The sequence below is a fragment of the Nocardia sp. NPDC004151 genome, from assembly GCF_042874235.1.
GTDB lineage: Bacteria > Actinomycetota > Actinomycetes > Mycobacteriales > Mycobacteriaceae > Nocardia.
Genome location: NZ_JBIAMR010000006.1, coordinates 59,353 through 73,331 on the forward strand (window position 1 = coordinate 59,353; position 13,979 = coordinate 73,331).

General features: G+C 69.5%; 11 protein-coding genes and 1 tRNA gene. 10 read left to right on the forward strand and 2 right to left on the reverse strand.

The window, feature by feature from the left end:
- The 4 genes from ACFYTS_RS15730 to ACFYTS_RS15745 are packed head-to-tail and all read left to right on the forward strand — an operon-like array spanning position 1 to position 4,309.
- On the forward strand, positions 1-876 hold the full coding sequence (locus ACFYTS_RS15730) for a hypothetical protein (RefSeq protein ID WP_387304737.1): 876 nt from the start codon (positions 1-3) through the stop codon (positions 874-876).
- Positions 873-1,940 carry a DUF4129 domain-containing protein gene (locus ACFYTS_RS15735; protein WP_387304740.1) on the forward strand — a complete coding sequence of 356 codons (1,068 nt, stop codon included), beginning with the start codon at positions 873-875 and terminating at the stop codon, positions 1,938-1,940. Before ACFYTS_RS15730 ends, ACFYTS_RS15735 begins: the two co-directional genes overlap by 4 nt.
- Entirely contained in the window at positions 1,937-2,962 is a 1,026-nt protein-coding gene (locus ACFYTS_RS15740) for an AAA family ATPase (RefSeq protein ID WP_387304742.1), read from the forward strand. Before ACFYTS_RS15735 ends, ACFYTS_RS15740 begins: the two co-directional genes overlap by 4 nt.
- 3 nt (positions 2,963-2,965) lie before the next feature.
- Positions 2,966-4,309, forward strand: a complete 1,344-nt coding sequence (locus ACFYTS_RS15745; protein WP_387304744.1) for a DUF58 domain-containing protein — start codon at positions 2,966-2,968, stop codon at positions 4,307-4,309.
- On the opposite strand, the gene ACFYTS_RS15750 is transcribed toward ACFYTS_RS15745, so the two are convergent.
- Complete coding sequence (locus ACFYTS_RS15750; protein ID WP_387304746.1) at positions 4,287-5,099, reverse strand: RDD family protein; 813 nt, start codon at positions 5,097-5,099, stop codon at positions 4,287-4,289. The genes ACFYTS_RS15745 and ACFYTS_RS15750 overlap by 23 nt on opposite strands.
- Before the next feature lie 178 nt (positions 5,100-5,277).
- Here ACFYTS_RS15750 and ACFYTS_RS15755 point away from each other — a divergent pair, with 178 nt between their 5' ends.
- Positions 5,278-6,324, forward strand: coding sequence for a stage II sporulation protein M (locus ACFYTS_RS15755; protein WP_387304748.1), 1,047 nt, complete (start codon positions 5,278-5,280; stop codon positions 6,322-6,324).
- Between the two features lie 753 nt (positions 6,325-7,077).
- Here ACFYTS_RS15755 and ACFYTS_RS15760 read toward each other — a convergent pair.
- Positions 7,078-7,160: transfer RNA gene (locus tag ACFYTS_RS15760), tRNA-Leu, on the reverse strand.
- Between the two features lie 260 nt (positions 7,161-7,420).
- Between ACFYTS_RS15760 and ACFYTS_RS15765 the strand changes: the two genes are divergently transcribed.
- The 5 genes from ACFYTS_RS15765 (at position 7,421) to ACFYTS_RS15785 (ending at position 13,949) form a co-directional block, all read left to right on the forward strand.
- Positions 7,421-8,812, forward strand: a complete 1,392-nt coding sequence (locus tag ACFYTS_RS15765) for an FhaA domain-containing protein (protein WP_387304750.1) — start codon at positions 7,421-7,423, stop codon at positions 8,810-8,812.
- A gap of 208 nt (positions 8,813-9,020) precedes the next feature.
- Positions 9,021-9,488, forward strand: coding sequence for an FHA domain-containing protein (locus ACFYTS_RS15770; protein WP_213558686.1), 468 nt, complete (start codon positions 9,021-9,023; stop codon positions 9,486-9,488).
- A complete protein-coding gene (locus ACFYTS_RS15775) occupies positions 9,485-10,993 on the forward strand; it encodes a PP2C family protein-serine/threonine phosphatase (RefSeq protein WP_387304752.1) in 1,509 nt (502 codons plus the stop codon). The genes ACFYTS_RS15770 and ACFYTS_RS15775 overlap by 4 nt, the downstream gene beginning before the upstream one ends.
- The gene (locus ACFYTS_RS15780; RefSeq protein WP_357274952.1) at positions 10,993-12,459 is read left to right on the forward strand and encodes an FtsW/RodA/SpoVE family cell cycle protein; all 1,467 of its coding nucleotides are present in this window, start codon (positions 10,993-10,995) and stop codon (positions 12,457-12,459) included. The genes ACFYTS_RS15775 and ACFYTS_RS15780 overlap by 1 nt, the downstream gene beginning before the upstream one ends.
- Positions 12,456-13,949 (forward strand): peptidoglycan D,D-transpeptidase FtsI family protein, encoded by a 1,494-nt coding sequence (locus ACFYTS_RS15785; RefSeq protein ID WP_387304755.1) that lies wholly within the window; start codon positions 12,456-12,458, stop codon positions 13,947-13,949. The genes ACFYTS_RS15780 and ACFYTS_RS15785 overlap by 4 nt, the downstream gene beginning before the upstream one ends.
- The last annotated feature ends 30 nt before the right edge of the window (positions 13,950-13,979 follow it).

The window sequence follows — 13,979 nt, forward strand, 5'->3', positions numbered from 1 at the left end:
GTGTTGCCGACCGCCGCCGACTCCGTCGGTTCGCCGACCGGCTCGGTGGGGGAACCGACTTCGACCGACCCGGCGGTTGTTCCGATTCGCCCGATGCAGTTCCGGGAACTGCTGGACCTGCCGTTCGCGCTGATCCAGGCCCGGATCACGATCCTCGCGGCCCTGCTCGGGGCGGCCTGGGTGGCCGCCGTGCTGGTGTCCGTCGCGGGCACCGCGGCCGCCGCCGCGATCACCGGCGATTCCGACCTCGGGACCTTCTGGGGTGCGCTGCTCACCAGCCTGCTGTGCGCTTGGGGGCTACGGTTTTTCGTGCGCGGGGTGACCGTGCCGGCCGGACTGGATGTCGTGTACCGCAGGCCCTCGACCTGGCGCGGCGTACTGCGGCGGCTGCGCTCCGGAGCCGGGCCGCTGCTCGCCTACCAGGTGATGTACACGCTGATCGGGGTCGGCGTGCTGGCCGTGGGCGCTCCCCTGCTGTTCACCGCGCCGTTCGCGGTGATCTGGCTGGCCTGGCTGCGCGGACGGCGATTCACGCTGGTGCCCAGCAGCTTCGACGGTTCGATCGGCTACCGCGAAGCCGCCCGGCGGGCGAAACTGCTTGCGGGCGGCGCGGAATGGCAGCTGGTCGGGCTGTGGCTGTACCTGCGCGTATTGCTGCTGGTGCTCATCGTGCCGCTGCTGGCGTTGCCGCGGTTCATCACCGACTTCTCCGGCACCCACCGCGGGACGGTGACGGTGCTGATCGTCTCGGTGGCTCTGCTCATCGTGGCGATCGGCGAGCTGGTGGAATCCGCCACCCAGGTCGTGACCTATGTGGACCGGCGTTGCCGCCGCGAAGCGTGGGACATCCGGGTGCCCACGGGAGGGGCCCGATGACCGAGATTCCGCACACCGCACCGCCCGGGCACCCGCACGCCGCACCGCCCGAGCCCGCGCTGGGCCCGGCCGCCACGCACCTGGCCGCGGCGGAGGACGCCGCCCGGCGCGGCGACTTCGGGGTGGCGCTGCGCGAACGGTATCGCGCCGTCACCCGCGGCCTGGAGCAGCGCGGCATCCTCGACGAGGAGCGGGCGCGCACCGCGCGGGAGACGGCTCGGGCCGCCACCGCGGCGGTCCACGACGCGGGTGAACTGCCCTCGGCGGCACACAGTTTCGACGAGGTCGTCTACGGCGGCCGGTACGCCACCGAGTCGGAGTACCGGCAGCTCGAACAGGCCGACCGGTTCTCCAGCGCGCCGCCGCCCAAGGACGGGCCGGTCGAGCTCACCGAGAAACGCAAGGTGCGCAAGACCAAGGCCGCCAAGGACAAACCCGCCCGGCAGCGCCCGGAACTGCCGGAGCTGCTGCGGGATTGGCGACTGTGGGCGGCGCTCGCCGCGCTGCTGGCGGTCGTCGCGCTGGTGTATGTGATCACCCATCTCGGGCACGCGCCCGCGTCGCCCCATCCGGACATGCCGCCGACGCATCCGCCGACCCCGCGCCGGGAACCGGACCTGCCGCCGCCGAACTTCGGTGACGGCGAGGACTCCATCTTCGAACGGCTGCCGGGCTGGCTGGCCTTCGGCGGTCTGCAGTTCCTCATCGCGTGGGTCACGGTGTTGTGGTGGCGCGGCCGGAGGCGCGGCGCCATCGTGCGCGAACCGCTGCCGGTCGAGGCCCCGGCCCAGGAACTGCTGGCCGGACAGGCCGGGCTGTACCGGAAATCGCGCGATCACGACCATGTGGCCGCCAAACTGCGGGCGGCGGCGCTGCGCCGGCTGCGCCCCGCGCTCGGCGTCACCGCCGGCACCCCGGCGGAACTGGTGGTCGGGGCGCTCGCCGTCCGCACCGGCGCGGACCCGGCCGTCCTCCGCGCCGCCCTCTACGCCCCGGTCACCGACCGGGAGACCCTCGAACTCGTGGCGGCACAACTCGAATGGATCGAAGCGGAGGTCTTGTGACCAACCTGTCCAAGGACGTGGTGGACGCCCACCACGACGGCACCCCGGCGACCGACGGTCAGGCGCCGACCGAGCAGGACGCGCAGCAGGCGCTGCTGGCCCTGCGCGCCGAGATCGGCAAAGCCGTGGTCGGCAACGACCACGCCGTCATGTTCCTGGTGCTGGCGCTGCTGTGCCGCGGCCACGTGCTGCTGGAAGGCGTTCCGGGCGTGGCCAAGACGCTGCTGGTGCGGGCGCTGGCCACCGCTGTGGACCTGGAGCACGCCCGCATCCAGTTCACCCCGGACCTGATGCCCGGTGACGTCACCGGCTCCCAGATCTACGATCCGCACTCGGCCGAGTTCACCTTCCGCCGCGGCCCGGTGTTCACCAACCTGCTGCTGGCCGACGAGATCAACCGCACCCCGCCCAAGACCCAGTCCTCGCTGCTGGAATCGATGGAGGAGCGGCAGGTTTCGGTAGACGGCGTGCCGCAGCCGCTGCCGGACCCGTTCGTGGTGGTCGCCACCCAGAACCCGATCGAGCAGGAGGGCACCTATCCGCTGCCGGAAGCGCAGCTGGACCGGTTCCTCTTCAAGGTCGACGTCCAATTGCCCGGGCGCGACGACGAATTCCGTATCCTGCAACGGCATGCCGCCGGCTTCGACCCCCGGGACCTGGCCGCGGCCGGACTGCGGCCGGTGGCCGGTCCCGCGCACATCGCGGCTGCCCGCGCAGCGGTCGCCCAGGTCGCCATCAGTCCCGAGGTGCTCGCCTACACCGTGGACCTGTGCCGGGCCACCCGCACCTCCCCCGCCGTGGCGCACGGCGCGTCCACCCGCGGCGCGACCGCGCTGATGGCGGCCGCGCGGGCCTTCGCCTGGTTGCACGGCCGCGGCTACGTCACCCCCGACGACGTGAAAGCCGTTGCGACGCCGGTGCTGCGGCATCGACTGCACCTGCGGCCCGAACACGAGGTGGAGGGCGTCACCGCCGAGGGCGTGCTGGCCTCGCTGCTGATGTCCGTCCCGGTTCCGGTGTAGCCGGTGGTCGTCACCGGCCGGCTGGCCGCCGCCGCGGTGCTCGCTGCCCTGTTCGTCACGCTGGCGCTGCCGTCGTGGCTCGGCGTGCTGGTCGCCACGCTGGCGCTGGCCGCGCTCATCGGGCTCGATCTGCTGCTGCTGGGATCGCCGGGCGCGCTGGAACTCTCGCGCGAGCCGCTCACCAGCGTGCGCACGGGCCGCAGCATCGACGTGGAACTGGCGGTGCTCAATGGCGGCGCCCGGCCGGTGCGCGGGACACTGTGGGACGACTGGCCGCCCAGCGCCCACGCCCGGCACCGCACGCACCCGTTGAACCTGCCGCCCAACACCAGGATTCGGCTGCGCACCGAACTCACCCCCGCCTATCACGGCGACCGGGTGGCCGGTCCGGTGACGCTGCGCCTGCTCGGACCGCTCGGCCTCGCCGGACGCCAGGTGCGCCGCGAGGTGCCCGCCCGGTTGCGCGCGCTGCCGCCGTTCCGCAGCGAGCCGCTGCTGGCCTCCAAGGTCAAGCAGTTGCAGCAGCTGGAAGGCCGCAACACCACCACGATTCGCGGACAGGGCACCGAATTCGATTCGTTCCGTGAATATGTCGCGGGCGACGACGTGCGCACCATCGACTGGCGGGCCACCGCCCGCGCCAACGACGTGCTGGTCCGCACCTGGCGGCCGGAACGCAACCGGCACGTGGTGATGCTGCTCGACACCGGACGGGTGAGCGCGGGCCGCATCGGCGGCGCCGATAATGCACACGGTGGCGGCGCCGATAGTGCACACGGTGGCGGCGGCACCCGCCTCGACGCCGCCATCGAAGCCGCCCTGCTGCTCGGCGGATTGGCCGCCGCCGGAGGCGATTCGGTGGATCTGCTGGCCTACGACCGGCGGCTGCGCACCGAGGTGCGCGGCGTCGGCGGAAAACGCCTGCAGCTCAAGCTGATGCACGCGCTCGCCGGACTCACCCCCGAACTGGCCGACACCGACTACCGCGGCATGCTGCGAGCCACCCTGCAGCGGGCCCGCCGCCGCAGCCTGGTGGTCTGGTTCACCCACCTCGACGCCGCCACCGTGCAGGAGGGCCTGCGGCCGGTGCTGCCGGTCCTTGCGGAGCGGCACCGGGTGCTGGTGGTGTCGGTGACCGACCCGGAGGTGGCGGCCGCCGCCATCCACCGCACCGGGCTGACCGACCTCTACACCGCCGCGGCCGCCGAGAACGTGATCGCGGAGGAGGCCGTGGCCCGGGAGACCCTGCGCCGCACGGGCGTCCGCGTCATCACCGCGCCGCCGGACCTGCTGCCCGGGGCGCTGGCCGACGAATACCTCGAACTCAAACGGACCGGAGCGCTGTGACCGGCGAGGGCGGGGTGACCAGCTGCCGCGGCGGGAAGGACGGCGGCGGCAACTGCCGCCGCTGCCGCTCGGCCAGCACCGCGCCCAGGATCTGCAGCGGCGGATAGCCGTTCAGGGGCGCGGTGCGCAGGCTCGCGCACACCGAGACCACCAGTGCCCGGCCCAGCCGGTCCTGCACCTCGGGGGTCAGGGTGCGGAACCGCAGCAGGTACTGCCGCACCGCGAACGCCTGCTCGTCGGAGAGCCCGGACAGGTCCAGCTGTCGCGCCCAGCCCGCCAGCCACGGCGGCGGCGCGGCCAGCGCCGCGAACGGCAGGCGGCTGCGGTCGTGCACCACCACGGTGCCCGCCAGGGCGTCCCCGACCCGGCGGCCCTGCGGCGAGCACAGCGACACCACGACGGCGATCAGACCGGTGCCCAGCACCCAGAAGTCGACTATCCCGGCCAGGCCCCGCGTCACCGCGTGCTTGAAGTCGACGGGCCCGCCGTCGGCGCGCACCACCCGCAACCCGACCGCCATCTTCCCGAGCGAACGCCCGCGGGTGAGGGTCTCGAACACCACCGGATATCCGATGGCCGCGCACACCAGGGCCACCAGCAGCGCCGCGTCCCGCCAGGCGGCGTCCGCGCCGATCCACACCAACAGCGCCTGGAACAGCAGGACCAGCGTCACACCCAGCATGAACTGCACGATCAGGTCGAGCAGGAACGCCGCGGCGCGCGTCGGGATCCGCGCGATGGGCAGTTCGACGGCTACGGCCTCGCCCGTGGTGAAAAGTGCTCTGCCCATGTGCCCTCCGCTTCGCTCCGGGCGGGTTCGCGGCCCCTGGTCCCGATTCTTCCCTCCTCCGCTTCGCTCCCCCGCTCCGTCCGTCCAGAATCGAGACGGCCGCGAACTTCGAACGTTGATCAGCGAGCAGGAATCGTGTGGTTAGCATTTTGTCAGCCGAAGTGCGGGAGGGGAACTCATGGATCTGGACGCGTACACCTTCGTTCACCGGCCTTCCTGGGATCGGCTGGATCGGCTGGCGTCGCGAGGCAAGCGGCTCAGCGGGGCGGAGGCCGACGAACTGGTGCGGCTGTACCGGGTGGCCTCACAGCAGCTGGCGCGGTTGCAGACCCGGGAGGCCGATCCGGAGCTGATCGCCGGGCTGTCCGCGGTGCTGACCCGGGCGCGGGGACGAATCCTGAGCGCGCGCATCGACACTCCCCACGAGATCGGGTACTTCTTCACGCACCGCTTCCCGGCCGCCGTGTACCGGGCCTGGCCATGGTGGCTGTCGGTGGCGGCGGTGTTCCTGCTCGGCGCGGCGGCGCTCGGCGCGGCGGTGGCCAATTCCGAGACGACGCGGAAGCGTCTCGGGCTGAACATGGATACAGACGTCTTGACGAAGCCGGGCGGCGAATTCGAGACGTACTACTACGAGCACTCGCACGACGCGTTCGCGGCGAAGGTGTGGACCAACAACGCGTGGGTGTCGGCCATGGTGCTGTTCATGGGGGTGCTGGTGCTGCCCGCGCTCTACCTGTTGTTCATGAACGCGCTGAACCTCGGCGTCAGTGCCGGGCTGATGGCGGAGGCGGGACGGCTGGGGCCGTTCTTCGGCTGGATCCTGCCGCACGGAATGCTCGAGCTCACAGCCATTTTCGTGGCCGGTGGGGCGGGCCTGAAACTGGGCTGGACATTGATCGACCCGGGCCGGGAGAGCCGCCCGCAGGCGCTGGCCCGGCAGGGGCGCGCGACGGCGGTGATCGCGCTGGGCCTGGCCGGGGTGCTGCTGGTGTCGGGATTCCTGGAGGGATTCGTGACGCCCAGCGGATGGCCCACCGCGGTGCGGGTCGGGGTCGGGGCGGTGGCCGAACTCGGTTTCCTGGCCTACGTATTCGGGCGTGGTCGCCGGGCGGTGCGAGAGATGGACGACACAGCGCGAGGGTTGACCGACGTGGCGCGGGAGTTGGGCCCGGAGCACATCACGGGCAATTCGGTCGGGAACCATCCGGAACCGGTTGTGTGAGTGGCGACTTCGTAGTCGCGAGCACCGTTCGGATTGATTTCCACTGGCCGCAGCGAGTCCGGCTCAGCTGCGGCCAGCGTTGCCGTTGACTCTACACAATCGTTATGGCTACGCAACCTCCGACTTGCCCACCGGGCGTATAACGCGACCAGGCGAAATGCGCCCTCCCCGTAGGGAACCCGACACCATCGCTAATTCTCCGCATACCCTTTGCGGGCGGTCTGCGGAGGGCCCCGAAACTATCCCCGCGGTTGCGTTTCAGGACCCGTTTCAACCCATTGCGCGCGATGCGTTTCGAACGCCGTCATCCGGTTTGCGGAAAACTCGCAAATTCTCCGCTCACCGCAGGTTCAACCGCCGTTAAGCTGGCGTTTTGTCCCAGCTCAGCGTGATTGCCAAGCAGTCGCTTGGGGTCAAACAAACCTCAAGTTTGTTTCGAATGGGTTTAGCTAAATGATCATCAGGCAACGCTGGACAGTAATCGGGCGCATACCCGAGGCGACATCCTCCGGCAAACGATTTTCACCCCTCGCGAGGCCCAGAAACGGCCCCTGGCAACGTCTCTCGAAACCCACCCCGGACAGGGTGTGCGACCTTCGTCACATCCATGGATTCCCCGGCGAACCGGACGGCCGGACCGAGAACCGAGTCCAGACAAGGAAGTCCGGACAAAGAAGGAAGTCCGGACAAAGAAGGAAGTCCGGACAAAGAAGAAGGCCCCCGATCCGATTGGATCGAGGGCCTTCCTCGTTGTGGGCGAAGGGGGACTTGAACCCCCACGTCCTTACGGACACTGGCACCTGAAGCCAGCGCGTCTGCCATTCCGCCACTCGCCCGAGCGACGAGAAGAACGTATCACGGGGTTTGCACCAAAACGAAATCGCCTGGTTATCGGGGGTGCGCATGCTTCGTGGCGCAGTGGGTACGCCCCGGGAACCTGGGCTCGCCGCCAAGAGTTACAGGTGTGGACGATCGTGGATATCATGCAAAGACCGTGTCCCTCCGGCGACACGCCATGCCTGCGTGTTGCATTCCGGGACGCTCCACGCACGACTATTGGCAGGTCAGAAACGACACGACCCGGGAAGGAGGGGCGATGGGGTTCGTTTCCCGCTTCGAGCGCCGCCTCCAGGGTGCTGTCGGTGATGTCTTCGCCCGTGCGTTCGGCGGCAGCGTGGTTCCCCAGGAGGTCGAGGCCGCACTGCAGCGTGAGGCCGGCGACCACGTCCAGGATCTGGGCGGGGGACATCTGCTGGCTCCCAACAGCTACGTCATCACCGTCAACGAGACCGATCTCCGGCAACTCGTCCACGGTGAAGGCCAGCCGGACCAGCAGGTCGCCACAGAGGATTACCAGCTCACCGTGCGTGCGTTCGCCAAACATCTACAGGACCACATCCGTGAGCAAGGGTGGCAGACCTACGGCGAAGTGCACGTGGAGTTCGAGGCATCCCCTACGCTGCACACCGGACAGTTCAGGACGCGCGGCCGGGTGGATCCGGACGCGGGCAGGCGGGCCAGCCCGTCACCGGGACCTGAACGCCCACAACGACCCAACCCGCAACCAGGAGCTGGCCCCATGACGCAGAACTCAGGCTACGACCCCAGCCGTGAGCCCGCGGAGTCCGATCCGCGGAACCGCGGGTACGCGCCCCCGCCTGCGGGCCGCCCCGGTCAGCAGGGGTACGGCGAGTACGGCTACGGCCAGTCCGAGCAGGGCTACGGCGAGTACCAGAACGGCTACGACTACCAGCAGCAGGGCGGCGGCTACGGCGCCCAGCAGCAGGGCGGGTACGCCGACCAGGGCTACGGCCAGCAGGGCGGGTACGGCGCGCCGGATCAGGCCTACGGCCAGCAGCAGGGCTATGCCGACCAGCAGGGCTACGGCCAGCAGCAGGGCTACGAGCAGGGCTACGGCGACCAGCAGGGCTACGGCCAGCAGCAGGGTTACGCCGACCCGGGCTACGGCCAGCAGCAGGGCTACGGTCAGCAGGGCTACGAGCAGGGTGGCGGCTACGGCGGCCAGCAGCAGGGCGGGTACGCCGAACAGGGCTACGGTCAGCAGCAGGGTTACGCCGACCCGGGCTATGGCCAGCAGCAGGGCTACGAGCAGGGTTACGGCGACCAGCAGGGCTACGGCCAGCAGGGCTACGACCAGCAGCAGGCCGGCTACGGCGCGGCTCCCGCGCGGGGCGCGTCGGGCTACTCGGCGACGCTGCAGCTGGACGACGGCTCCGGCCGCACCTACCAGCTGCGCGAGGGCAGCAACATCATCGGCCGTGGGCAGGACGCGCACTTCCGGCTGCCGGACACCGGCGTGTCCCGGCGGCACATCGAGGTTCGCTGGGACGGCCAGACCGCGATGCTCTCGGACCTCGGTTCGACCAATGGCACGCTGGTCAACGGGTCTCCCGTCCAGGATTGGCAGCTGGCCGACGGAGATGTCATCCGCGCCGGGCATTCCGAGATCCTGATCCGGATCGTCTGATCCCGTAAGCTCGCGGTGCAGGTCACGATATGACTAGGAATTCCTCGGTCGTATCGTGATCGCAACCGGTCGACGGCCCTATGATGCTGCCATTACACGCGGCGGACTCTGGCCGCGCTGACACGCAACACACCGGTTGGGGGTCACGGAGCCATTCCTCCGTAACTGCCCCGTACCTACGACACGGTCGAACAGGAGGTGGAGCACCGTGCAGGGACTGATCCTGCAATTGACCCGTGCGGGGTTCCTGCTGCTGTTGTGGCTGTTCGTGTGGGCGGTGCTCCGGACCCTGCGCAGCGATATCTACGCGGCTTCCGGCCTTCGGGTCGCGCCTCGGGCCGCAGGCGGTTCCGCGGTGCTCCCATCTTTTCGCCGGGGCCAGAAGGGCGCCAAATATCTCGTGGTGACTCAGGGTTCTCTCGCCGGCACTCGCATCTCACTCGGCCAGCAGCCGGTGCTGATCGGGCGCGCGGACGACTCCACACTGGTCCTCACCGACGACTACGCCTCCACCCGCCACGCGCGACTGTCTCCGCGCGGTGAGGATTGGTACGTCGAGGATCTCGGTTCCACCAACGGGACCTACCTCGACCGGTCGAAGGTCACCACTCCGGTCCGAGTCCCACTCGGCACCCCTGTCCGTGTCGGCAAGACAGTGATCGAGCTGCGATCGTGACACTTGTTCTCCGCTACGCAGCGCGCAGCGACCGTGGTCTCGTCCGAGCCAATAACGAGGACTCCGTCTACGCCGGTGCGCGACTGCTCGCGCTGGCGGACGGCATGGGCGGCCACGCCGCCGGTGAGGTCGCCTCGCAACTGATGATCGCCGCCCTGGCGCATCTGGACGACGACGAGCCCGGCGACGATCTGCTCGGCAAGCTGAATCGTGCCGTGCACGAAGGCAATGCGTCCATCGCCGACCAGGTCGAGGAGGAGCCGGAACTCGACGGCATGGGCACCACGCTCACCGCCATCCTGTTCGCCGGCCGCAAACTCGGCCTCGCTCACATCGGCGACTCCCGCGCCTATCTGCTCCGAGGCGGTGAACTGGCCCAGATCACCCGCGACGACACCTTCGTGCAGTCGCTGGTGGACGAGGGACGAATCACCCCGGAACAGGCCCACACTCATCCCCAGCGCTCGCTGATCATGCGGGCGCTCACCGGCAACGAGATCGACCCCACCCTGGTGGTGCGCGAGGCTCGTGCCGGAGACCGCTACCTGCTGTGCTCGGACGGCCTGTCCGACGTGGTCAGCGACGAGACCATCGCCAACACCCTGCGCGAGGGCACCACCGACGAGGCGGCCGACCGGCTCATCGAATTGGCCTTGCGCAGTGGCGGTCCCGACAACGTGACCGTGGTGGTCGCCGACGTCATCGATCTGGACTACGGCCAGAGCCACCCCATCGTGGCGGGCGCGGCGTCCGGCGAGGATGAGGACACTCCCCCGCCGAACACCGCCGCCGGCCGGGCCGCCGCCATGCGCCCGCCGCGGGCCACCCCGCGCCGCACGGTCGCGCAGCCCGAACCCGAACCGCCCAGGAAGAGCCACAAGCTGCGCTGGCTGGCGCTGTCGCTGGCCCTGCTGGTGGCCGTCGGCGCGGGTCTCACCGTGGGCTACAACATGATTCGCAGCAACTACTACGTCGGCGTGGACGGCGAGAAGGTGGTCGTGCTGCGCGGCCTGCCCGGTTCGGTGCTGGGCTACTCGATCCGCGATGTGGATCAGGTCGGATGTGTCACCCGTTCCGGTGAATTGACGCTGGCCGCTCCCGGCGACAAGTTCGCCGCCGGTTGTGTCCCGCTGACCCGGGAGGCGCTGCGCCCCAGCGGCCGGGATTCGGTCGACAAGGGTCTGCCGCCGGGCTCGCGCGACGACGCCATCAAGCAGATCCGCATGCTGGTGTCGACCGAGCTGCTGCCGCCCTGCGAGACCAAGGCACAGGCCCCGAGCACCCCGACTCCGGCCCCGCCCGCCGACCCGAACCAGCCGGGCGCCTCGGTCACCCCCACACCCGCCGCACCGCCCGCCGTCCCCGGCGGCCTCAGCGGCGGCGAACGGACCGGCGAGAACCACCCGCTGGAGCACAAGTCCGAGCAGCCGAATCCGCCGGCCACCACCGTTCCCACCACCACGGCACCGCAGAACCCGGGGCAGAACTGCAGGACGGCGGACTGATGTCCGCACCGGCACCGCCGTTCACTGGGGCCTTCCCCAGTCCACCCGGCGGATTCGCTCCTGCGCCGCCGCCCGCCACCCGGCGCAATGTCGAGTTGCTGCTGTTGGGGCTGGCGGCCCTCATCACCACCGTGTCCCTGGTGTTGGTGGAGGCCAGTCAGGAGCAGGCGATCACCTGGGAGATCGCCAAACTCGGTGCCGCGTACCTGGCCCTGTTCGGCGTCGCGCATCTGGCGGTGCGGCGGTTCGCGGCGTTCGCGGATCCGCTCCTCCTACCGATCGCGGCACTGCTGAACGGGTTGGGCCTGGTGGTGATTCACCGCGTGGACCTAGCGCAGGCCCAGGACGCCGCCTTCGCCAACCTGCCCATCCCCTCCCCCGACGCCAACCAGCAGGTGCTGTGGACGGGGTTGGGGATGGTGGTCTTCATGGGGTTGTTGATCGCGTTGCGCGATTACCGCAGCCTGGCCCGCTACTCCTACACGGTCGGCCTGCTCGGGTTGGTCGCGCTCGCACTGCCCGCGCTGCTGCCGGACCGGTACTCCATGGTGAACGGCGCGAAGATCTGGATCCGGCTGCCCGGCTTCAGCGTTCAGCCCGGTGAGTTCGCCAAGATCGCGCTGATCGTGTTCTTCGCCGGGGTGCTGGTGTCCAAGCGCGACCTGTTCACCGGCGCGGGCAAGCACGTGTTCGGTATGGAGTTGCCGCGCATGCGCGACATGGGACCGATCCTGCTGGTGTGGGTGGTCTCGGTGGGCGTGCTGGTGGTCGAGAAGGATCTGGGCACCTCGCTGCTGATCTTCGCGACCGTGCTGTGCATGCTCTACGTCGCGACCGAGCGAGTGGGCTGGGTGGCGGTCGGGCTGGTGCTGCTGACCGTCGGATTCGTGTTCGCCTACAACGCGTTCGGGCATGTGCGGGTCCGGGTCTCGACCTGGCTGCACCCGTTCGACGACTACTCCAGCACCGGCTACCAGATCTCGCAGTCGCTGTTCGGCCTGGCCACCGGCGGTCTCGCGGGAACCGGTCTGGGCAGCGGGAATCCGTCGAAGGTGCCGTTCGCGAAGACCGACTTCATCATCGCCGCCATCGGTGAGGAGCTCGGCCTGATCGGCCTGGCGGTGATCCTCGTACTGTTCTGCATCCTGTCGGTGCGCGGCATCCGCACCGCGCTGGCCATCCGCGACAGCTTCGGCAAGTTGCTCGCGTCGGGGCTGGCCTTCACCATTGCCATTCAGGTGTTCGTCGTGGTCGGCGGAGTCACCAAGCTGATTCCGCTGACCGGGTTGACCACCCCGTTCATGTCGTACGGCGGTTCGTCGCTGCTGGCGAACTACGTCCTGCTGGGAGTGCTGATCAAGATTTCCGACGCGGCCCGCCGCCCGGCGCCCGCCCGCAAGCGGGCCGAGCCGATCGCGGACGCGTCGACGCAGATGCTGCGCAAGGTCGAGGGGGGTGCCGGGTGAACACGCCTCTGCGCCGGGTGGCGCTGGCGGTGATGGCGATGATCGTCGCGCTGCTGATCAACGCCACCTACGTGCAGGTCCAGATCGGCCCGATCGGCAAGGCCGACAGCCTGCGCAACGACCCGCGCAACGATCGCGTGCTGCTCGACGAGTACGCCCGCCAGCGCGGCCAGATCTCCGCGGCCGGAACGGTGCTCGCGAGTTCGGTGGCCACCGACGACCGCTACAAGTACCTGCGCACCTACCCGACCGATCCGATGGCCTACGCGCCGGTGACCGGCTTCTACTCGCTCCAGAACGGCAACAACGGACTCGAGCACACCGAGGACTCGGTGCTCAACGGTTCGGACAACCAGCTGTTCGGGCGGCGGCTCATCGACCTCATCTCGGGCCGGGATCCGCGCGGCGGCAATGTGGTGACCACAATCAACCCGCTCATGCAGAAGATCGCCTACGAGCAGCTGACCGCGAAGAAGCTGACCGGTTCGGTGGTGGCGATCGAGCCGAGCACCGGGCGCATCCTGACCATGGTGTCCACGCCGTCCTACGATCCGAACACCCTCGCCGGGCACGATGCCGGCCGGGTCGAGGACACCTACAAGCAGCTGGACAAGGACACCGGCAAGCCGCTGATCAATCGCGCCGTGTCCACCACCTACCCGCCGGGTTCGACGTTCAAGGTGGTGGTCACCGCGGCCGCGCTGTCCAACGGCATCGCGAAGCCGGAGGACCAGTTCACCGCCGCGCCGCGGATCACCCTGCCCGGCACCCAGACCACGCTGGAGAACTACAACGGCAGCCACTGCGGTCCCGGCGACAGCCAAACCGCTTCGCTCACAGAAGCTTTCAAGTACTCGTGTAACACGGCCTTCGTGGAACTCGGTATCAAGGTGGGGACCGCGAAACTCAAGGACGAGGCGAGCGCGTTCGGGATCGGCAAGGATCTGCACAACAGCATCCCGATCCCCTGGACCGACAGCACCGTGGGCGACATTCCCGACAACGCGGCGCTGGGCCAGAGCAGCATCGGACAGCGCGATGTGGCCCTGACCCCCTTGGACAACGCGGTCATCGCGGCCACCATCGCCAACGGCGGCGTGCGGATGAAGCCCTACCTGGTCGACCAGTTGCAGGCGCCGGACCTCAGCACGCTGAGCACCACCAAACCGACCTCGGTGGGCCAGGCGGTCACCCCGCAGGTGGCCACCCAGATCACCAATCTGATGATCGAGTCGGAGAAGAACACGCAGGGAGGGACGCAGCCGCGCCCGTATCAGATCGCGTCGAAGACCGGAACGGCCGAGCACGGCTCGGATCCGCGCAACACCCCGCCGCACGCCTGGTACATGGCGTTCGCACCGGCGCAGAACCCGAAGATCGCCATCGCGGTGATCGTCGAGAACGGCGGCGATCGGGCCCTGGCCGCGACCGGCGGCTCGGTGGCCGCACCGATCGCGCGGGCCGTGCTGGACGCCGGGCTGGGGGGCTGAGAGACATGAGAGTGCAAGACAGCATGAGTG